Source organism: Pseudomonas sp. Leaf58 (assembly GCF_003627215.1).
GTDB lineage: Bacteria > Pseudomonadota > Gammaproteobacteria > Pseudomonadales > Pseudomonadaceae > Aquipseudomonas.
Map to the genome: position 1 here is coordinate 3,304,025 of NZ_CP032677.1, position 19,767 is coordinate 3,323,791.

Annotated in this window: 19 protein-coding genes; 7 read left to right on the forward strand and 12 right to left on the reverse strand. The window is 59.3% G+C overall.

What is annotated here, in order from left to right:
• Positions 1–52: 52 nt before the first annotated feature.
• Both DV532_RS15270 and DV532_RS15275 read right to left on the reverse strand, forming a co-directional pair.
• Complete coding sequence (locus tag DV532_RS15270; RefSeq protein WP_056802662.1) at positions 53–1,444, reverse strand: amino acid permease; 1,392 nt, start codon at positions 1,442–1,444, stop codon at positions 53–55.
• 80 nt (positions 1,445–1,524) lie between these two features.
• The gene (locus DV532_RS15275; protein ID WP_056802664.1) at positions 1,525–2,349 is read right to left on the reverse strand and encodes a phytanoyl-CoA dioxygenase family protein; all 825 of its coding nucleotides are present in this window, start codon (positions 2,347–2,349) and stop codon (positions 1,525–1,527) included.
• 249 nt (positions 2,350–2,598) lie between these two features.
• On the opposite strand from DV532_RS15275, the gene DV532_RS15280 reads away from it, so the two are divergent.
• Positions 2,599–3,525 carry a LysR family transcriptional regulator gene (locus DV532_RS15280; RefSeq protein WP_056802667.1) on the forward strand — a complete coding sequence of 309 codons (927 nt, stop codon included), beginning with the start codon at positions 2,599–2,601 and terminating at the stop codon, positions 3,523–3,525.
• Positions 3,526–3,570: 45 nt separating this feature from the next.
• On the opposite strand, the gene DV532_RS15285 is transcribed toward DV532_RS15280, so the two are convergent.
• From DV532_RS15285 to DV532_RS15300, 4 genes are all read right to left on the reverse strand, one after another.
• Complete coding sequence (locus DV532_RS15285) at positions 3,571–4,884, reverse strand: amidohydrolase (RefSeq protein ID WP_236707535.1); 1,314 nt, start codon at positions 4,882–4,884, stop codon at positions 3,571–3,573.
• A gap of 286 nt (positions 4,885–5,170) precedes the next feature.
• A complete protein-coding gene (gene codA, locus DV532_RS15290; protein ID WP_056802673.1) occupies positions 5,171–6,412 on the reverse strand; it encodes a cytosine deaminase in 1,242 nt (413 codons plus the stop codon).
• A 398-nt stretch (positions 6,413–6,810) separates the two neighbouring features.
• Complete coding sequence (locus DV532_RS15295; RefSeq protein ID WP_056802677.1) at positions 6,811–7,557, reverse strand: cache domain-containing protein; 747 nt, start codon at positions 7,555–7,557, stop codon at positions 6,811–6,813.
• Between the two features lie 42 nt (positions 7,558–7,599).
• Positions 7,600–8,349 (reverse strand): FadR/GntR family transcriptional regulator, encoded by a 750-nt coding sequence (locus DV532_RS15300; RefSeq protein WP_056802680.1) that lies wholly within the window; start codon positions 8,347–8,349, stop codon positions 7,600–7,602.
• Between the two features lie 215 nt (positions 8,350–8,564).
• Between DV532_RS15300 and DV532_RS15305 the strand changes: the two genes are divergently transcribed.
• From DV532_RS15305 to DV532_RS15325, 5 genes are all read left to right on the forward strand, one after another.
• Positions 8,565–9,989 carry a gamma-aminobutyraldehyde dehydrogenase gene (locus tag DV532_RS15305; protein ID WP_056802683.1) on the forward strand — a complete coding sequence of 475 codons (1,425 nt, stop codon included), beginning with the start codon at positions 8,565–8,567 and terminating at the stop codon, positions 9,987–9,989.
• Between the two features lie 141 nt (positions 9,990–10,130).
• Positions 10,131–10,736 (forward strand): dimethylamine monooxygenase subunit DmmA family protein, encoded by a 606-nt coding sequence (locus DV532_RS15310; RefSeq protein ID WP_056802686.1) that lies wholly within the window; start codon positions 10,131–10,133, stop codon positions 10,734–10,736.
• Positions 10,733–11,701, forward strand: a complete 969-nt coding sequence (locus DV532_RS15315) for a PDR/VanB family oxidoreductase (RefSeq protein WP_056802690.1) — start codon at positions 10,733–10,735, stop codon at positions 11,699–11,701. Before DV532_RS15310 ends, DV532_RS15315 begins: the two co-directional genes overlap by 4 nt.
• Before the next feature lie 17 nt (positions 11,702–11,718).
• Positions 11,719–12,765 carry a DUF3445 domain-containing protein gene (locus tag DV532_RS15320; protein WP_056802693.1) on the forward strand — a complete coding sequence of 349 codons (1,047 nt, stop codon included), beginning with the start codon at positions 11,719–11,721 and terminating at the stop codon, positions 12,763–12,765.
• A 74-nt stretch (positions 12,766–12,839) separates the two neighbouring features.
• Positions 12,840–14,075 carry an MFS transporter gene (locus DV532_RS15325; RefSeq protein WP_056802697.1) on the forward strand — a complete coding sequence of 412 codons (1,236 nt, stop codon included), beginning with the start codon at positions 12,840–12,842 and terminating at the stop codon, positions 14,073–14,075.
• A gap of 223 nt (positions 14,076–14,298) precedes the next feature.
• On the opposite strand, the gene DV532_RS15330 is transcribed toward DV532_RS15325, so the two are convergent.
• The 3 genes from DV532_RS15330 to DV532_RS15340 form a co-directional block, all read right to left on the reverse strand.
• On the reverse strand, positions 14,299–14,595 hold the full coding sequence (locus DV532_RS15330) for a hypothetical protein (RefSeq protein WP_056802700.1): 297 nt from the start codon (positions 14,593–14,595) through the stop codon (positions 14,299–14,301).
• An 87-nt stretch (positions 14,596–14,682) separates the two neighbouring features.
• Positions 14,683–14,904: a hypothetical protein gene (locus tag DV532_RS15335; protein ID WP_056802702.1), complete on the reverse strand. Its 222-nt coding sequence runs from the start codon at positions 14,902–14,904 to the stop codon at positions 14,683–14,685.
• Between the two features lie 36 nt (positions 14,905–14,940).
• Positions 14,941–15,237, reverse strand: coding sequence for a hypothetical protein (locus tag DV532_RS15340; RefSeq protein ID WP_056802705.1), 297 nt, complete (start codon positions 15,235–15,237; stop codon positions 14,941–14,943).
• Between the two features lie 351 nt (positions 15,238–15,588).
• Here DV532_RS15340 and DV532_RS15345 point away from each other — a divergent pair, with 351 nt between their 5' ends.
• Positions 15,589–16,683 carry an acyltransferase gene (locus DV532_RS15345; RefSeq protein WP_082477133.1) on the forward strand — a complete coding sequence of 365 codons (1,095 nt, stop codon included), beginning with the start codon at positions 15,589–15,591 and terminating at the stop codon, positions 16,681–16,683.
• A gap of 94 nt (positions 16,684–16,777) precedes the next feature.
• Here the strand turns inward: DV532_RS15345 and DV532_RS15350 are convergent, their stop codons facing one another.
• The 3 genes from DV532_RS15350 to DV532_RS15360 form a co-directional block, all read right to left on the reverse strand.
• Positions 16,778–17,386 (reverse strand): DsbA family protein, encoded by a 609-nt coding sequence (locus DV532_RS15350; RefSeq protein WP_082477041.1) that lies wholly within the window; start codon positions 17,384–17,386, stop codon positions 16,778–16,780.
• A 95-nt stretch (positions 17,387–17,481) separates the two neighbouring features.
• Positions 17,482–18,384 (reverse strand): LysR family transcriptional regulator, encoded by a 903-nt coding sequence (locus DV532_RS15355; RefSeq protein ID WP_056802714.1) that lies wholly within the window; start codon positions 18,382–18,384, stop codon positions 17,482–17,484.
• A 161-nt stretch (positions 18,385–18,545) separates the two neighbouring features.
• On the reverse strand, positions 18,546–19,760 hold the full coding sequence (locus DV532_RS15360; RefSeq protein WP_056802717.1) for an MFS transporter: 1,215 nt from the start codon (positions 19,758–19,760) through the stop codon (positions 18,546–18,548).
• Positions 19,761–19,767: the final 7 nt, after the last annotated feature.

The following is a 19,767-nucleotide window of genomic DNA, read 5'->3' on the forward strand; positions in this document are numbered from 1 at the left end:
CCTACCGGTACTGCACACGCCTTGAAGGTAGCCGCGGGTGCGGTTCAGCGCCTCAAGCGCTGGCTGCCACGGGGCGGGGGCGGCGCGCGCCCCACAACCCGTAAACCAGGGATAGCAGCACCAACCAGCCAATCCCAACATACAGGGCTGTGCGGCTGGCCGGGAACCAACCGAGCACGCCGAAAATGAACAGCATGAAAGCAATCGCGCAAGCGGGCCCTACCGGCCACAGTGGCACCCGATAATCCAGTGCAGCCACCTGCTCCTTGCTCATGCTGCGCCGCATGGCCACTTGCGACAGCAAGATCATCAACCAAACCCACACAATGGAGAACGTGACTACCGCTGCGAGCACCAGGAACAAGTCATCGGGTACCAGGTAGTTCAATACCACGCCGAGCAGTAGCGCCACGCCCATCACTGCCACAGTCATCCACGGCACACCAAAACGCGACAATGAGGCGAAACCGGCAGGTGCTTGGCCGTTTTGCGCCATACCGTACATCATGCGCCCCGCGCTGAAGATATCGCTATTGATCGCCGAAACAGCGGCAGAGATCACCACGATGTTCAACACGGTTGCCGCTGAGCTAATGCCCAAGCCACTGAAGATCTGTACGAAGGGGCTACCGTGGCTGCCGATACTGGTCCACGGGTAAATGGCCATGAGTACCAACAGGGTAAGGATATAGAACAACAGAATACGCAGCGGCACAGAGTTGATAGCCTTTGGCAGCACGCGCTTTGGGTCCTTCGCCTCGCCTGCGGTAATACCGATCATTTCGACCCCGCCAAAGGCGAACATCACAACGGTGAAGGAAGCAATCATCCCCCCCAGGCCATTAGGGAAGAAGCCGCCGTGGCTCCAAAGGTTCGAGATCCCGGCCACAGTGCCTGCACCGTTGTCCAAGCGGATGCCCAGAAGCAACACTGCCCCGCCCGCCACAATCATGGCAACGATAGCGGTGACCTTCAGTAACGACAGCCAAAATTCCATTTCGCCGAACACTTTCACGCTACACAGGTTCAGCGCGCCGATAAACAACACGATCCCGAGCACCCAGATCCAGGACGGCGTGTCAGGGAACCACAGCCCCATATAAACGCCAAATGCCGTCACGTCAGCTAAACACACGACCAACATCGAGAATGCGTAGCTCCACCCTGTCAGAAAGCCAAAGTAGCGACCCAGGTATTGGCTGGCATAGTGCCCGAATGACCCTGACACCGGATTGTGAACCGCCATTTCACCAAGGGCGCGCATCATCATGTAAATAGCTGCACCGCCTATCAGGTAGGCAAGTAAAACCGAAGGCCCCGCCAGTTTTATCGCCGATGCCGAGCCATAAAACAGCCCTGTGCCGATTGCAGAACCTAACGCCATGAAACGAATATGCCGGGTAGTGAGGCCCCGCTTTAGCGGGTGTGAGGATTGAGCGTTCATAGATACCTTCTTGGTTTTATTATCAGGTCCGCACAACGCAGATGCTGTGCGCTTTCATCAGGCACGCATTGTTTCAATCATCAAGGCCTAGGCCACAGCAGCGGGAACAGTGCATGGTTCATTGGCGCTCCACTGGCCAATTGCGTTTCGAGCCCGGGAAACGGCGGCGACGTTTTCCACTGCCGCGGTGCGTGAGTAATGTCGTCGCCCAGAAAGCGCACCGAGAAGGCGCGACGCCGGCGATTCCCGCCGACGCCACCAGAGGCATGCAAGGTCAGCATGTGGAAGAACACAGCATCGCCCGGGGAGAGTTCCCAGCCGAGGATGTTCCAGGCGCTGCGATCGGCCTCGATATCAGGTAAGTCCGCCAGGCTGCCTTCCGGGAACCATTGCGCCTGGCTGTCCAGGAAACTGCGGGGCATCAGCCACGGCCCAAGGTGCGAGCCCCCGACAAATTCAAGAGTGGACTCTCTGGCGACAGGGTCGATGGGCATCCACATGCTGCAGTTCTGGCGCCCGTCGATGTTGTAATACGGTTGGTCCTGATGCCAAGGCGTGGGCTGGCGGGTGTTAGGTTCTTTGACCAGCAGGTGATCGTGATAAAGCCGGGCTGTCTCGCTGCCCATCAGTTGGGCTGCAACGCTACCCACCCGGCTTTCGAAGATGAACTGGCGATAGGCCGAAATTTCGCCCCAGTTGCAGAAGTCTTCGAAGAACCAACCCGGGTCGTCCGGGCGGCTCGCCACTTTAGCGCGCTCGCTGGGGGCTTTCAGGTTTTGTTCAATGCCGGTTTCCAGCAGCGCAACTTCTTCCGGGGTGAACACATTACGTATGCACACGGCCCCCTCACGCTGGAAGGCCGCGATGGTTTCATCGCTCAATTGAAATTCGGCGGACTGTTTCATGTAGCACCCTTTAGTCTTTTTATTGGGGCCGGCGCACACAAACTCTATGTTTTGCGCCATAAAGTGCGCATCGCGATATAAAAACTATCGCGACATTTGCAAGTAAAACTGAGGTCACGCACTGAACCCACGATTGCGAAAAATTTATCGAGCAACCCGCTTGTAGCGAATTAAACAGTGCACGCTGAGTATTGCTTTTTAGCACCAATAGGAAAAGAATATATTTCCTAATTTTGAGTATAGGAAAAAATGATAGGGTTCTCCTTCAGGCAACTCGAGTACTTCGTCGCTGTGGCCGAACATGGCAGCATCAGCGCTGCGGCGAGAGCCCGGCACGTTTCACAGCCATCGGTTTCGGTTGCGATTGCCCAGCTTGAAGAGGCATTGAACGAACGACTCTTCCGCCGCCAGGTTAGCCGTGGGCTGGAGCTGACGTCAGCGGGCACACGTTTGCTGGCCCAGGCACGCGACATCATTGGCATGGCCATCGCCATGAATCAAAAGGCAGATACCACGCAAGGATCGCTGCGCGGCAACCTGTCGCTGATCTGCTTTCAAGACTTGGGCCCTTATTACGCACCGCGGCTGCTATCGACTTTTCGCAAGCAGTATCCCGAGGTCGAGGTAACGCTGTTCGAGACCGACTTGGCCGGCGTACACCGCCACCTCAGCGCCGGTAAAGCCGAGCTCGCGCTTACCTATGACATCGGCCTTGATCCCGCGCTGCCGCGACAGGTACTTGCCGAATTGAAACCCTACGCGCTTATTGCCACTGACCACCGGTTGGCCGCGCTGGCAGCGATACCACTGCAAGCGTTAGCGCAAGAGTGTTTGATTCTTGAGGATATCGCGCAAACGCGGGAGTACTTTCTTTCGCTATTTTGGGCGCATAACCTGCAACCGCGCTCCCAGCAATACACCCAGACCTTCGAGATGCAAAGGGGCCTCGTCGCGCATGGCTACGGGGTGGCCCTGTCATGCACCCGGCCCGCCGGGGACCACTGCTATGACGGTACACCGCTGTTATGCCGGCCATTGTTGGAAGCGGTATCGCCACAAAAAGTGGTGCTGGCCCAATCAGGCGCGATGCACCCCTCGCCAGTAGCAGAGGCGTTCAAAAGCTGGGTTGCGCGGGAGCTGGCAGGCGCGGGCTCTGCAGCCGATCATCACCCATAACGGCGGCGCTAATATTGGCTTCAGGCGCTGTGCAAATAGACTGGCTTACTGCTGAGCGGCCTGCTCAGACAAAAAGCCAACGGCGAGCCCCGACATTGCCCGCGCGCCAACGATCAGCGCTTGTTCATCGACGAAGAACTTGGGGTTGTGATTCGGTGCAGCCGTAGCCGGGTCCTGCCCATGGGGTGTCACGCCAAGGTAGAAGTAGAGGCCAGGTACCTTGCCGGCGAAGAACGAGAAGTCTTCCGAAGCACCGACCAAGGGCGTGGTAGCGACATTGCCATGTGCAGCACGCTTGAGCACCGGTGCCATCCGCTCGGTCAATTGATCGTTGTTTATCGTCATGTCATAGGCTGGCACGATCGAAACCTGGGCCGTAGCACCGGCACTTTCGGCAATTTTCTCGGACGTGAGTTTCACATCATGGGCCACTTGCGCGCGCACAGCCGGGTCATAAGTACGAATGGTGCCTGCCATTTCGACGTTCTCCGGCACGATGTTCGGCGCACTGCCCCCATTGATCATGCCCACCGTGATCACGGCAGGCGACTGGGTGAGATTGGTGCGGCGGCTTACCACGGTCTGCAGGCCACCAATGACCTGCGCAGAGGTCACTACCGGGTCGACAGTGTTCCAGGGCATACCGCCATGCCCCTGACGGCCGACAACCTTGATGCTCAAATCATCGCTACTGGCGGTTGTGGCGCCCGAGCGCCAACTCAACTGCCCGGAAGGCCCGGGCATGACATGCACAGCGAACACCGCATCAGGCTTGAGCTTGTCGAATAAGCCTTCCTGCAGCATCAACTGCGCCCCCCAGCGGCGCCCTTCTCCGCCTTTGACCAGGCTGGAGCCCTCTTCAGCCGGCTGAAAAATGAACATGACTTTGCCGGGCAGGCTGTCACGCATACCCGCCAGGATCTGCGCAGTAGCCATCAGCATCGCAGTATGGGTGTCGTGACCACAGGCGTGCATCACCGGCACCTGCTGACCATGGTAGGTGCCTCGTGCCGTCGAGGCGAATGGCAAACCCGCAGGCTCCTTGACCGGCAAGGCGTCCATATCTGCGCGCAGCGCCACAGTAGGGCCTGGCTTAGCGCCTTGCAGAATACCGACTACCCCTGTGCGGCCGATGCCGGTATGCACTTCAAGGCCAAGCTTGTTCAGATGATCGGCGACCAGTTTGGACGTTCGTATTTCCTGTTCGCCAAGCTCAGGGTGCTGGTGAATGTCCCGCCGCCACTCGATCATCTGCTGTTCGACCTGCGTTGCACGGGTAAAGGCCTGCTCCTCCAGAGTGGTGGGTTGTACCGATGCTTGGCTGGCAAACGACAGCATAGCGATGCAGAGCGCACTCATCGATGGAGAAGGTCGCAGGGATTTTCTAGCAGGCATATTGGCAACATCCAGGCAGTTTTTTGCCCGTACCAACTTAGCGTTGGCCTAGGCTGTGACAGGAAGACTCAACCTAACAATTACTTAGCAAGCTATCAATAATAATTCTGCTTCTACATTTTTCCGCCTCTGAACAGCAGCGTCGAACAGTCGTTCGGCAAGCGCTTCAGAGCGCCCGCCGCCCATGGCAAAGCACCTCGCCTGACCAAGGCCGGCGGGGCACGGCGAATAACGCCTCTACAACGCAGTGTCAGGCAAAGCGCTCGACCTGCGCGGGTGTGCGGCGCATCAGCACCTTACCGTTGCGCACCGATACCAGGGCATGGCCCTGGCTGCGGACCATCTCGTAGTCATCCGGCGCCGACAGCAGCAGCAGGTTGGCCGGCCGCCCGACTTCGATGCCGTAGCGCTCGCCAAGGTTGAGGGTGCGTGCGCTGTTGTCGGTGATCAGGTCCAGGCTGCGTTGCAGGTCTTCGAAGCCGAGCATGTGGCAGATGTGCAGGCCAGCTTCGAGGATGCGCAGGATGTTGCCGTTGCCCAGCGGGTACCACGGGTCGACGATGGAGTCCTGGCCAAAGCACACGTTCATCCCGGCACGGTCGATTTCGGCCACACGGGTCAAGCCGCGGCGTTTTGGGTAGCTATCGAAACGCCCTTGCAGGTGGATACTTTCGGTGGGGCATGAGACGAAGTTGATGCCCGCCATCTTCAGCAGGCGGAACAGCTTGGAGCAGTATGCGTTGTCGTAAGAGCCCATGGCCACGGTATGGCTGGCGGTAACCCGCGCGCCCATGCCGCGTACCCGGGCCTCTTCGGCCAGCACTTCGAGGAAGCGCGACTGCGGGTCGTCGGTTTCATCGCAGTGCACATCCACCAGGCAACCGGTGCGCTCGGCCAGGTCCATCAGAAACTTCACCGACGACACGCCCTGTTCGCGGGTGTTCTCGAAATGCGGAATGCCACCCACCACGTCGGCGCCAATGGCCACCGCTTCGGTCATCAGCGCCCGGCCATTGGCGTAAGACTCGATGCCCTCCTGGGGGAAAGCGACGATCTGCAGGTCAACCAGGTGGCGTACTTCATCACGCACCTCGACCATGGCCTTGAGCGCGGTGAGTGTTGGGTCCGTCACATCGACATGGGTGCGCACATGCTGGATGCCATGGTCCACCAGCATGCCAATGGTTTTTTTCGCACGCGTCTTGATGTCGTCGTGGGTGGTGATTTGCTTGCGCTCGGCCCAGCGCTCGATACCTTCGAACAAGGTGCCGCTCATGTTCCATTTCGGCTCGCCGGCGGTGAGGGTGGCGTCGAGGTGGATGTGCGGCTCGACGAAGGGTGCCACTACCAGGTTCTGCTGGGCGTCCAGGTCAACCGGGCTGGCCAGGGCGACCACACCGGCCTGTGGCGCGATCGCGGCGATCCGCTCGCCGTGCAGTTCGATACGGAACAGGCCGGCCTTGCCACGCAGGCGGGCATTGATGATGTTCATGGCGTTACTCCTAAACTTGGTCTTCCTTCATGCGCCATTTCCAGCATGGCGAGAGCAGCGTTTGCACGGTGCTGCGGGGTGTCGATAGGACAACCAATAGCAATACGCGGGCCAATTTTCCAGCTCAGGAGGCTATGAGGTATGCCGCAAAGCCCTTGGCTAGACGCCAGGGTTTATAGAGAGAAAGGTAGTCGAACAACCGGCTGGAATTGCCCGCCACCCCGGCAACAGCGAAGTAGAAAAACCATTTGCGCAACGCTCTAACGCGTTTCTTTTTCGTGAGTCGCAACAATCGCCACACTTGACCAACACCTTTAAAAATCGCCCTGCCGCGAAACGCGAAAAAGCCCAAACTGTTTGACGCCGTAGGGCGTCTGCCGCGTCCCAGGCGCCACCGATCATTTATGCCTCAGCACCGGCAGCCGCACCAACGACCACCCTGCTTCGGACTCGGCCAACGCCAGGCGGATGCCATCGCGTGGCAAGGTGTTCAACAACGTATGCGCCAGGTCACCGACCATCCAGTTCGCCGTGTTCGAGGCAATCACCCGCCCGTCCGCCGAGATCAGTACTGCTTCATGCTCCAGGCGCATCAGGCTGCGCACCAGCAAGCGCTCGACATTATGCAGCGACAGGTCCAGCCCGGCGACGCCGATAAAGCGGCCTTGCACTTCGATCGGCATGGTGAACGTCAGCACATACATGTTGGTGCCGTACAGGTCCACGTACGGCCCTTCGACCACGCTCTTGCCGGTTTTCATCGGCCGGCTGTACCAGGGCATTTCGGTGTAGTCGTAGTAGTTCTCGCGGCGCCGGTCGAAGTTTGGGCGCAGGGGCAGGGTTTTGCCGCCGTCGGCCAGGTACCACCATTCCAGGTGCATCTCGCGATCAGCCAGGCCGTTGGGCTCAACGATGACGCCGCCACCGCAGCCAAAGGCGCCGGTGGTAAGCAACTGCTGGTCAATGGCCGGGCGCAGCGTCGCCAGGTCTTTCGCGCAGGGCTGGCGGCCCTCGGCCAACACGCGCTCCCATAACGCTCGGGTTTCTTCCACCAGCTGGCGGACTTGACCAAAGATGGTCCCCAGGGTGTGGTCCAGCTGCTGGGCGCAGGCTGACAGCGGGTCGTTGTCGCTCAGGGCAAACATGGCATTACCTCACGCAGGTACAGCTTTGTTGTTATGGGCGCCTCAGTCCTGGCCGTCGGCCAGCAGCTCCAGGCGCAGGCCGATCAGGCGCTTGATACCTCGGCTGACATGGGCCTCGGCCAGCGCACCGGCCAGCACCGCATCACCGGCGACCAGCGCTTCGAGAATCGCTCGGTGCTCGTGCTCGACCACGGTCACATCACCGCCACCGGCGGCCTCCATCCACAGCAGCTCGCCAATTTCTGACTGCAGGCGCATCTCGGCGCTGGTCAGACGCAGCGACTGGGCGGCGGCGGCCACTTCGATATGAAAGCGCGCATCGGCGCGATGCCGGGCCAAGCGCGAACTGGCCTGGCTAAGGGTTTCGATATGCTGGGCGATGCGCGCCTGCTGCTCTGGGGTGCTGCGCCGGGCAGCCAGGCGCGCCGCGGTACCGGAAATGGCGGTCTGTTCATCGCCCAGGTCGCGCAGGTCGGGGCCACTCATGTCGCACAGGCGTTGCAGCAGCAGCGCTTCGGGCAGCTCCACTGGGGCGCAGACAAAACTGCCACCATTGCGCCCACGGCGGGTCTCGATCAAGCCCCGTTGGCGCAGCACTACCAGCGCTTCACGCAGCGTGACTGTGGCGACGCCCAATTGCAGGGCCAGTTCCGATTCACTGGGCAGTTGCTGCCCTTCAGCGAACATCCCCAGCTCGATCGCCTCCACCAGGCGGCGTGCCACTTCATCGGTCCGCCCTTCCTGGCGCAACCGGATAAAGGCGGTGTTACGAGCACTATTCAGGGCAGTCATTGCCTCTCCCTATCGAGCATTGTCAGGCGTGGCGCGGGCCCGGCTAAAAAGTTCGGTTACGCAGCTTATAGCGAACGGGCCAGGCTCCGATACCGATTGACGGGGCATTCTAGCGCCTGCAAGTGGATATTCGCAGCAGTTGGCAAAATAAAAATATTAAGATATGGTTTCATAGGTTTAGATTTCTACCAATAAGACCGACCAAGGAATCCGCCATGCAAACCAAACTCCTGATCAACGGCCAGTTGGTCGACGGGCAAGGCAGCCCGTATGCCGTGTACAACCCGTCCGAAGGCACGGTGCTGGTGAATATCACCGAAGCCAGTGCGGCCCAAGTCGACGCCGCCGTGCAGGCCGCCGACCAGGCCTTTGCCGGCTGGTCGCAGACTGCACCCAAGGATCGTGCACAGTTGCTGCTCAAGCTGGCCGACCGCATCGAAGCCGAAGCTGCCACCCTCGCCCGCCTGGAGTCGCAGAACTGCGGCAAGCCTTACCTGGCCGCCCTCAACGACGAAATCCCGGCTATTGCCGATGTGTTCCGCTTCTTTGCCGGTGCCAGCCGTTGCCTGTCGGGCTCGGCAGGTGGTGAGTACTTGCCCGGCCACACCTCGATGATCCGCCGTGACCCACTGGGCGTGGTGGCCTCGATCGCGCCGTGGAACTACCCACTGATGATGGTCGCCTGGAAGCTCGCTCCAGCGCTTGCCGCCGGCAATTGCGTGGTGCTCAAGCCCTCCGAGCAGACCCCGCTCACGGCGCTGGCGCTGGGCCAGATCATGGCCGAGCTGTTCCCGGCGGGCGTGGTCAACATCCTCTTCGGTCGCGGCCCTAGCGTCGGCGAGCCTTTGGTCAACCACCCGAAGGTGCGCCTGGTGTCGCTGACAGGGTCGGTGGCCACCGGTGCGCGGATCATCGCCAGCACCGCCAGCACCGTGAAGCGCACCCACATGGAGCTGGGTGGCAAGGCGCCGGTACTGATTTTCGACGACGCCGACATCGACGCGGCGGTCGAGGGCATTCGCGCCTTCGGCTTCTACAACGCCGGCCAGGATTGCACCGCGGCCTGCCGCCTGTATGTTCAGCAGGGGGTCTACGAGCAATTCGTCAGCAAGCTGGGCGCAGCCGTGGCCAGCCTGCGCATGGGCTTGCAGGACGACCCTGAAACCGAGCTGGGCCCGCTGATCACCCGCGAACACCTTGAGCGCGTCGAGGGTTTTGTCGAGCGCGCCAAGGCCCAGCCACACATCCGCCTGATCACTGGCGGCCAGCGTGGTGCAGGCGACGGGTTCTTCTTCCAACCAACGGTGCTGGCCGATGCCCGCCAGGACGACGAGATCGTCCAGCGCGAAGTGTTTGGCCCGGTGGTCAGCATCACCCCGTTTACCGACGAAGCTCAGGCCTTGGCCTACGCCAACGACTCCGACTATGGCCTGGCCTCCTCGGTGTGGACCCGCGACGTCGGCCGCGCCAACCGCCTGGCCGCACGCCTGCAATACGGCTGCACTTGGGTCAACACGCACTTCATGCTGGTGAGCGAAATGCCCCACGGCGGCATGAAGCAATCGGGCTATGGCAAGGACATGTCCATGTACGGCCTGGAAGACTACACCTGCGTGCGCCACGTGATGTTCAAGCACTGATTGTCGATTTTGGTCATAAAACATATAAAACCATAGGCAATATGGCATAGGTTCTGCTTTTATCTATGCCCGAGCCTGAATCAGCCGCCAACGTTACCTTCCGGCCCACGCCGGGGGTTCGGGCTTACGAGGTGTGTCACCATGCTTATCACTGGCATCAAAAGCCGCCCGGTCTATGACCAGCTGCGCCCCATGACAGGCGGCCTGCGCCACCTGATCGCGGGCCAGGGCAGCGGCGGCGCGGCCATGCTGCGCCTGATCGCAGACATGTCGCCCGCACAGCGCGCGCACAGCACCCTGCTCTACTCCACCGAGTCATTCTCTGGGCACGACCACCTACAGGCCCTGCAAGCCGCAGAGGCGGGCGAGCTGGAGGTATTCCCGAGCAACCAGGCACTGATCGCCGCCCTGCGCGAACGCCTTGGCCAGGCCCACATGGGCACGCGGCTGTACCTCAGCGGCTCGGAAAGCTTCATCGGCACCGCCATGCAAGCGGCCAACGCCGTCGACCTGAACCGCGACGAAGTGCTGCGCGAGCACAGCGGCACCTTGGTACGTCGCGTGTGGTGCGCGCACTGCGATACCTACACCGAAAACGTCACCCAGCGCGTGTTCAGCTGCCCCGGTTGCCAGCTCGACCTGGTGGTGCGTGACCATTATTCCCGCCGTTTAGCCGCCTTCCAGGGCATCAAGGCCGATGGCGAAGTCCCGGGCGAACTGCCAGCAGCCGAGGAGCTCGACACATGAATACCCATAACGGCACCCTCAGTGTGCGCGTCGCCCGCATCGAAGCGCTTACCCCGGAAATCACCCGCTTCACCCTGGTCGACCCGGCCGGCAAGCACCTGCCGGCGTTTTCCGGTGGCAGCCATGTGGTAGTGGTCCTCGAAGACGGCGACAAGACGCACCGCAATGCCTACTCGCTGATGAGCTCACCTTACGACTCCAGTGCCTACCAGATCGCCGTGCGCCGGGTCAGCGATGGCCGGGGTGGCTCGCGTTACCTGCATGACAACGTCGGTGAAGGCGACCTGTTGCAAATCCTGCAGCCGGCCAACCTGTTCCCCCTGGCCAAGCATGCCCGCCAGCACGTGTTCATTGCCGGCGGCGTCGGCATCACCCCGGTGTACTCGCAACTGGAAGAGCTACAGCTCAAGCAAGCCACCTTCGAGCTGCACCTGGCCGTACGCGGCCCCGAGCACACCGCCCTGGGCCTGGAACTGCAGGCACGCTACGGCGAGCGCGTGCACCTCTACGTGCAAGGCGTCGATGCGCGCATGGACATCCGCAGTGTTCTCGCCGATCGCCCGCTGGGCAGCCACGTGTATGTCTGCGGCCCTGACAGCATGATCGACGACACCCTCGACAGCGCCCATGCCCTGGGCTGGACCGACAGCCACATCCACTACGAACGCTTCGTCGAGCAGGGTTCCAGCGGCCAGCCGTTCAGCGTAACCCTGGCACGCCAGGGGGTAACCCTCGAGGTACCGGCCGAGCAGTCGCTGCTCGAAGCCGCCGAACAGGCCGGCTACAAGGTGCCGTACCTGTGCCGCGGCGGTGCTTGCGGCTACTGCGAGACCGAAGTACTGGACCTCGATGGCGAACTCGACCATCGCGATGATTGGCTCAGCGAGGAAGACAAGCTGAGCAAGCGCAAATTCATGCCCTGCGTATCCCGCGCCAACTGCAGCCGCCTGGTCGTAGACCTCTGAAACAGGAAAACAACAACATGACCGTCTTCAAGCCGATCGAGACCTACGCCGACGCAGGCAAGGGCCACACCTACAGCAACAGCCGCGAGGCCATATTGCGCCTGCCCTTCCCCTACCCAGAAGACCAGTACATGTACTCGATGAACGTCGAGCCGCACGTGCCCTTCGGCAATGGCGCGCTGCGCGGGCAATTCGACATCGACGAACACTACATTTCCGAGTGCAACCACCGGGCGCACACCCTCGACAGCCAGCCGGGCATCCATTACGCCGCCCTGCCGCACATGATGGAAGCCCAGTGGGACCTGCTGGAGCTGCTGATGGAGTCGTACTCGCGCGACTACCCTGAGCACTTCACTCTGGAGAAGAAAGGCAGCCAGTGGCACTGGATCAACCGCCCACTGCAAATCGACCAGACCTTCACCTTTGGCGACGCCAGCACCCTGCCGATGGAGCCGATGGAATACATCACCCGTCAGGCCCAGGGCGAATTCATCCTGCTCGAGGAACGTGACGACACGTTGGTGATGGGCGCCGGTATGGCTACCCAGCGCGCCGACTATTCGTTGCGCTTCAACCTCGGCATGAGTTTCATGGAGTTCCACGGCCCGGTACCCAAACTGCATGAGATGGGCATTCTGCAACGCGCCCTGAAATTCCTCCTGCGCCTGCGCCCAGGCCACCCGGTGCGCCGTACCAACTGGTCGATCACCGTCAACCCACGCCTGGAAACCTCCGCCGAGACCCTGCCCGACTGGGCCCCGGAGCGGACCATCGTCACCGCCGAAAACGCCGGCGAGCTGGTCAACCTGCGTATCGAACTGCAGCCCTTGCACCGCCTGCCGCGCAGTAACGCTGTGCTGTTCCCGGTGCGTACCTACCTGGTCAGCCTGCAAGAGCTGGCCGAATTCGCGCCGCAGTGGGCCAAGCGCATGCATCGGGTGATCCGCGACCTGGACCAGGAGCTGGTCGATTACAAGGGTTTCACCCGCTACCGCGACGCCATGGTCAGCTGGCTGTCGCAGTACGACGACGGCACCCCGGTCGACGAAAGCCAGCAGTAACCCATACCCTGCGCGCGCCGACGTCCGGCGCGCGTCTACTCAACGCTGTGCACGACAAATCAGGGGTTACCCCAATGAAAACAATAAAACACTGCTTGCCCGAGAGCTGGAGCCTGGTGTTCTCCGCCGCCGCGTCTGCCTACGGCGTCGGCCTGCTCGGGCTGTGGGCCTTGCCGTTCCTGATCAGCGCCATCATTCACGACTTGCAACTCAACGAAGCCCAAGCCGGGCTGCTGATGTCAGCCGAATTCGGCTTCACCATGCTCGCCTCGCTGTTGGTCGCCCCCTTCATGGGCCGCGCACCACGGCGCACCTTGGCGCTTGTCGGCACCGTGCTGGCGATTGCCGCCAACCTGCTCAGCGCCAACGTCGACGGCATCTACGCACTCGCCGCAGTACGTTGTGTCGCCGGTGTCGGTGCTGGCCTGGCGCTGGCTTGTGGCAACGCCGCCGTGTCCAGCGCCAAGCATCCGGACCGGGTCGCCGGGCACATGAACGTGCTGTCGGTGCTGCTGATGATCGTGGTGATGCTGGGCTATGCCAAGGTCATGGCTGCGTATGGCCTGCACGGTTTGTATTACGCAATGGCGGCGACCATGGCGGTGATGCTGCTGGCCATCCCGGCGATGGTGCAGCGCGCACCGGTTGCCGAGCCTTCACCGCAGGTGCCAACCGGCAAGCACGCGCCAAGCAACATCCTGCTCAGCCTGCCGGCCATCTGCATGATGCTGGCGATGTTCGTGTTCCAGGCCCGCGATACCATGGGCTGGGCCTTTGTCGAACGGATCGGCACCATGGTCGGCTACAGCGGCGATGAACTGGGTGTGCTGCTGTCGTTCCAGTCGTTCGTGGGCTTGATCGGGCCGCTGATCGCGGCAATGGTCGGCAAGCGTTTCGGCATGAGCACGCCGGTGCTCCTGGCGATTCTGCTGACCGGTGCGACCAGCCTCAGCTATGTACTGGGCGAGCATTCCAAGACCCTGTACACCGCCGGGGTGATGACCATCTGCATCACCTATTTCTACGCCCTCAGCTACCTGACCGGCCTGGCCGCTGCCCTGGACCGCGAAGGCCGGGTGGTGGCTGCTGCGGGTAGCTTCCTCAGCCTGGGGCTGGCGGTGGGCCCGGCAATTTCGGGCGGGTTGATTTCGTTGGGGGGTTTTACCCTGGCCGCCTGGGGCATCGCCGTCACTGTGGTGCTCACCCTGCTGCTAGTCGCTGTACCCCTGGCGAGCATCCGTCGTCATCACGGCTCAATCTCAACGGACTCCGTTAACCCGGCAACTGTCGTTGGCTCCACCGCGAGCTGACTGACCGCAGCGGCGCAAGGGAGGTACGCCGTGCCTCCCTTGCGCGAGCGAATCGATAGGAGTGATTAATGGCAAGCCAAATTGAAAATGAAGCAAAACGCTGGTCAATTCTGTCGAGCGTGCTTTTAAGCGTGCTGGCAAATCGCGCGCTTGCCTTCTGATAGGCCTTGGCAAGCAATTCTGCGAAGCATTAGATGTGTCGCCGACCTTTCGATGGGAACAGTCAGTCCTGCTCCTCAACCTCGCAGACGCCGTTTACCCCACCCTTGCCGGTGTAGGACACGCTGACGTAGCCGTCAGGCTCGACTGAAACCGAGACGGTCACGCCGCTGCCTTTGGCCTCAAAGAAGCTCTCGCTGACTTTGTGCAGCTTCGCCTCTTTTCCATTGATGAAAACCGGCCCGCCTTCATTGACGCGCACCTCAATATGTCCTGGGCAAACGGCATTGACAGCCGGAACATCTGCGAACGAGGGGCCGCCCATTAAGAGGAGCAGCGCGCTGCAAAATAATCGCTTCATTCAGGTCCCGCCGTTTAAGTGGCCTCCGGAACACTATACATAGCCCACTTGATAGGCGCGCGCATCGGGACGCGACGCGCGGCGCCGCTAATCGCTTTGCCGTGCATCGGTGATTGAAGGCCTCGCCTGAATGACTGCGGTGAAACTTCCGGTGAAGTGATGCCGAAGGGCCTTGGGCATGTCGTAGGAGAAATGCACCAGCCAAGCCCCATCGCCTAGTGGCAGGGTTTCTCTTCGGTATTGCTCCACCTGGATCTCTTCAATACCAATTTCGTTCGCCACTTGTTGGTTTGTCGGTTCGCTAGCCATGGGTAGTCGGCTCTATGAAGAATGTTAAGTACCCCTCTACGATGCCTTGGAGGCTACCCGGACATGCTTTCTGTCGTGAGCCACCTTGCGGGCATGGCCTACGCCCCAAGCGAGCGCACGAGTCATTGACTCGTTTGGACGAGCGTCGAACGCCTCCTCATGCAATGCCATACCAGATGACGCATACACGCCAATGAACATCTGCGTGCTGCCGGTGCGCGACAGCCTCACCTGCACATCGATGTAGGTGCCGTCATCCAGGGTCTCTTCATGGGTTCGATGATGGAGCGTGGGGTCTGCCCAGGCCCAGAAAACATCGCCACGGACTCTCATACAGCCCTCCTGCAACCGATATTGTTAGCCTTCTCTGAATACTCAAAATAACGCAAGCGCAGCGGCTTTCAACCGCTTAAGGCGGCGCGGATAACTGTATCTGATAACCGGTCGGAAAACTTATACAGCCCGGTCAATGCCGTACAAGGTCAGGTGCCTCCATGTGGTTTTATCGGCCTTTGATCACGGTCGCTCAGGAGGGGCACGAAGCTGTCTGTGCGCCACATGTCTACCGCTGAGGGGCAGCAAGCAGGAGTGAGGGGAAATGGTTTCGGTGGGGAAATCCTGTATCATCAAGTCAAACGTGCACAGCAAAAAAACTGAAAATTAACAATGCGCGACGAGAACAGAATGAGCAGCAATAGAATTATATTTGCCAACCAACTAAGAGGAATTGGAGCACTTTCAGTCCTCGTATCACATTACATTGGGATATTCTGGCTTGCCCACCCTGAAATTAGCAAATTGATGGGTGTACCCGAACTACTCACCTTCCCGAGCCTCCCTGATGCATTGAAGTTGCTTTCCGAATACTGCATTGTCTTTGGCCAGTTTGGCGTGGGCGTATTCTTCATTGTCAGCGGGTTAGTCATACCGATATCGCTGAAAAATGTATCTTGGCAGGACTTCATCCTGCGCCGCGCCATCAGGATATACCCTGTCTACATCGTTGGCTTTTGCATCGTAATCCTGTCGATCTACTTGCTTTCAAGGTATGCAGGCAGTGACTTCAAATACACCCCAGGTGAGATATTCGCGCACTTCGGCGTCATTACGCGCGGACCGCTTGGGGTAGACCGCATTGACGGGATAAGCTGGACTCTAGAAGTTGAAATATACTTTTACCTCATCATGCTAGCGACCGCCAAACTTTTACTGCGAAATGGAATAAAAGAAACAATAGCAGCATCTCTCCTCGTCTCATTTATTGCTTTCCTGGTAATGCACAACAACAAGTACCTACTCGGAGTACAGATAGGGTCTGGCTTGATGCTTTTGCTTGGAGTGGCCTTCTACAAATTTATAAATAATAAAATATCAAAAAAGGAATTTATACTACTCCAAGCCATCCTCTGCGCACTAATACCAATCACTTGGTTTTGCGGAACCGGAATAACCAAATACACGCAACACTGGGTGTACGGATACCTCCTTGCGATTTTCACTTTCAATGCTTGCTTCTATCTTAAGGACAAAATAAAAGACAATGCATTTCTGTCCCACCTTGCAGACATCAGCTACCCAATATATGTAGTCCATGCACTTTTCGGGTATTCGATTATGTATGTTGCCCTAGACAATGGATTGGGGGTTTACTCATCGATCTGCGCGGCAGTCATTTCTGCTTATGTCGCTTCGCTTGCACTGCATATCTTCGTGGAGAAACCCACGATGCTATGGATAAAGCAGAGTCATGCGAAAAGGTCGGCGGTGCAAAACTCCTAACGGGCAAGGTCCAGACGCGCCCCCCTTGGGTTCGCGCGTCTAGGCCATAACAACGAAAGTGCGCCCTGCCCCGTCAAAGGAACGATTGCGCAGGCTAACGGAGCATGGGGATCAAAACGCTTGGTGTTTGCGCACCGAATACAACAGCCCCGTTGATGCGAACAGAGGGAATGACACGCCCCGACCACGCCGCGACCGAAGCTTCGGTGTCCCGTAATTCATCACCAAAGTCGTCGCTATGCATGAACTCCTGGATATCGCCGAAAGCCAGCATTTCTCGGCTCAGCAAATTTTCCATAACAATCGGATCACCGATATCCTGACCATGGCAATACAAAGCTGCAAACACGCTTCCCACGAAATGTTGAGCGGACCTTCCCCTGCGCTGTAACCACAGCACAGCCGCAAGTGCGGGACAGGAATCCGGAAGATTGGTGATTGCGGCAAACGCCGGTTCGATGCCTAGCTTTCGCAGTTCTACCGCCACTAGGGATTGATGGCTTGCAGCTTGCGTTCCGAATCGGCGCTCCAAGAAGGCAGGATAGGTCATTGCAGTTGCTGATTGACTCAAGGAAGAGCGGCAGGGATGGAATGTGACATCCCGAGTTATACCTGCCTGAGTCATCGCAATGTTAAGCCGGCGCTCTGCTACCCAGCCCCAAGGGTCAAGGAAGTCGAATGCTAGAATGGGAGAAGTTTGCATGTCCAATACCCTGAAAATTTTATTAAGCTTAAGGGTATGGCGTTAACCAGGTAGACAGAATCCGAAAAGCACGCAATAAAGCATTGCGCATACCGCTAGGCCCTATCGAGCAAGTCTTTCATAAATTGCGAAAACACCTTGATACGCGTTGATTCGCGATTAATCGGTAGATAAACGATATTAATAGAGGCGTTCACTGACGTGGGATTCGCTTCATATTCAGGCAGCAAGCGGGTGAGTCGCCCGTGCAGCACATCTTCCGCCACCAGCCAGTCGGCTAACAGGGCCACGCCCTGCCCTGCGACTGCCGCCTGCCTGAGAATATCGGCGTTGTTGCTTTGCATCCGGCCGTGTACCGCAATAGGAACAGTTTGGTCATCAACTTCAAAATGCCAGTCCCGCATAGGCCCACCGTAATCGAAGCGCATGCACGAATGGTGGGAGAGCTCGCTAGGTTGCGTTGGGGCTCCATGCTGTTCCAGATAGCCAGGGCTGGCCACCAGCCAGCGTTGGAAGTGGCCAATGGTGGTGCAAATGACGTCTTCGCTGGAAACCGTTGAGCCTAATCGAACCGCCAGATCGATCCGATCTTTGTACAGGTCCACCATTTCGTCACTGAGGGTCAGGCTAACCTCCAATTGTGGATGGCTTGCAAGAAACCGCCCTAGGTGGGGTGAGATCAAGCGGCGGCCGAACTCCACCGGAACGCTAACCCGCAGCTTGCCTTTTGCTTCGCTTCCTCTATCCGTAACCATGCTATCTGCTGCAGCGACTGCATCAAGGATGGCTACCGCATTTTCGAAATAGGCCAGGCCCAAATCGGTCGGGCTGCTTTGTCGGGTGCTGCGAGTGAGAAGTGTGGTGCCCAGATCCGACTCTAATGCTGCCACTTGCCGCGCGACCGACGATGTAGCCACGCCGAGCTTGCGCGCCGCTGCTGAGTAGCCGCCGCAACGCACCGTCTCTACGAACATGCTCAACGCGAGAAACTTATCCATTAGTTCAACTCTGCTGATGGTCCATGAGGGAAGGTAGTGGCGCTACCTGTCTAGCTTGCAGGCAGCCTGGATCATAGTCACCTCAACGGTTTGAAGATATGACAGGTGTGCTATGGCTGGAGCGCCTGGATGCACAAATGGCCCTCCAACCTTAGTCCGGATCAGCGCTTACCGGCATGTTTTACCAGAAACATGGCAAGCGCCAGAGCGGGGATCGCTGCGGCAGTGATGCTAGTGGTGGCCCAACCAAAGCGCTCATAAAGCGGGCTGGCGAGCATCGAACCCAGTGCGCCGCCTACGAAGATGCTGGTCATGAATACTGCGTTTAGGCGTGCCCGGCTGTTGGGGTCCAGCGCGTAGACTTCGCGCTGGCCAAGGACCATGTTCAACTGCACCGCAAAGTCCAACGCAATTGCAGCAGCAACCAAACCCAGATAGCCCAGCCCAGGGATACCCCCGATCAGCAGCGCTGCCGGGGCCATTATCAACGCCACCAGTGTGCTTACCTGGCCATGGCCGGCATCGGCCAAGCGGCCAGCGATCGGGGCCGCGATAGCGCCCACTGCACCGACCAGGGCGAACAGCGCTACCCCGTTTTGACTGAAGCCGTAATGGCGAATCAGCTCGATCGGTACAACAGTCCAAAAGAAGCTGAAGCTTGCGAACAACAGGCCTTGATAAAGCGAGCGCTCACGAAGAACAGCATGTTGCTTGGCCAGGCCGAAAACGGAGCCGATCAGGCGACCGTAAGTGGTGTGATGATTCGGCATGCGCTCGGGCAACAGCAGTGCCACAAGTGCAGCGATCACCCCCATCAGCCCTGCGGCACTGAAGAATACACCTCTCCAACCAATGAACTCAGAGGCCAAGCTGGAAACCGGGCGAGCGAGGAGGATACCAAGCAGCAGGCCGCTCATGATATTCCCTACAACGCGGCCACGGCTGCTTTCAGGCGCCATATGCGCGGCCAGCGGCACCAGGATCTGCACGGCGACAGACGTCAGCCCAATCATCAGCGACGCGATCAAGAACAGTGACGGTGATTCGGCGAAGCCTGCCGCCGCCAGGAACGCGCCTACAACCAGGGTAAAGCCAAGCACCAGACGTTTGTTTTCCATCAAGTCGGCCAGCGGGACCAGGAACAGCAGGCCAGCGGCATAGCCGAACTGGGTTAACGCAACGATCAGGCTGGCATGTTCCGGCGACAGGCCAATACTCGGGGCGATGAGTTCAACGATGGGCTGTGCGTAGTAGAGGTTTGCAACGACTGCACCACAGCAAAACGCGAGGAAGATAACCAAGGCTTTGGACAGCGTCGGAGCTGAGTTGGCAGGTGCCGACGCGACGGTTAGTGTTTCAGGGCTGCTCGTTGACATGGCGACA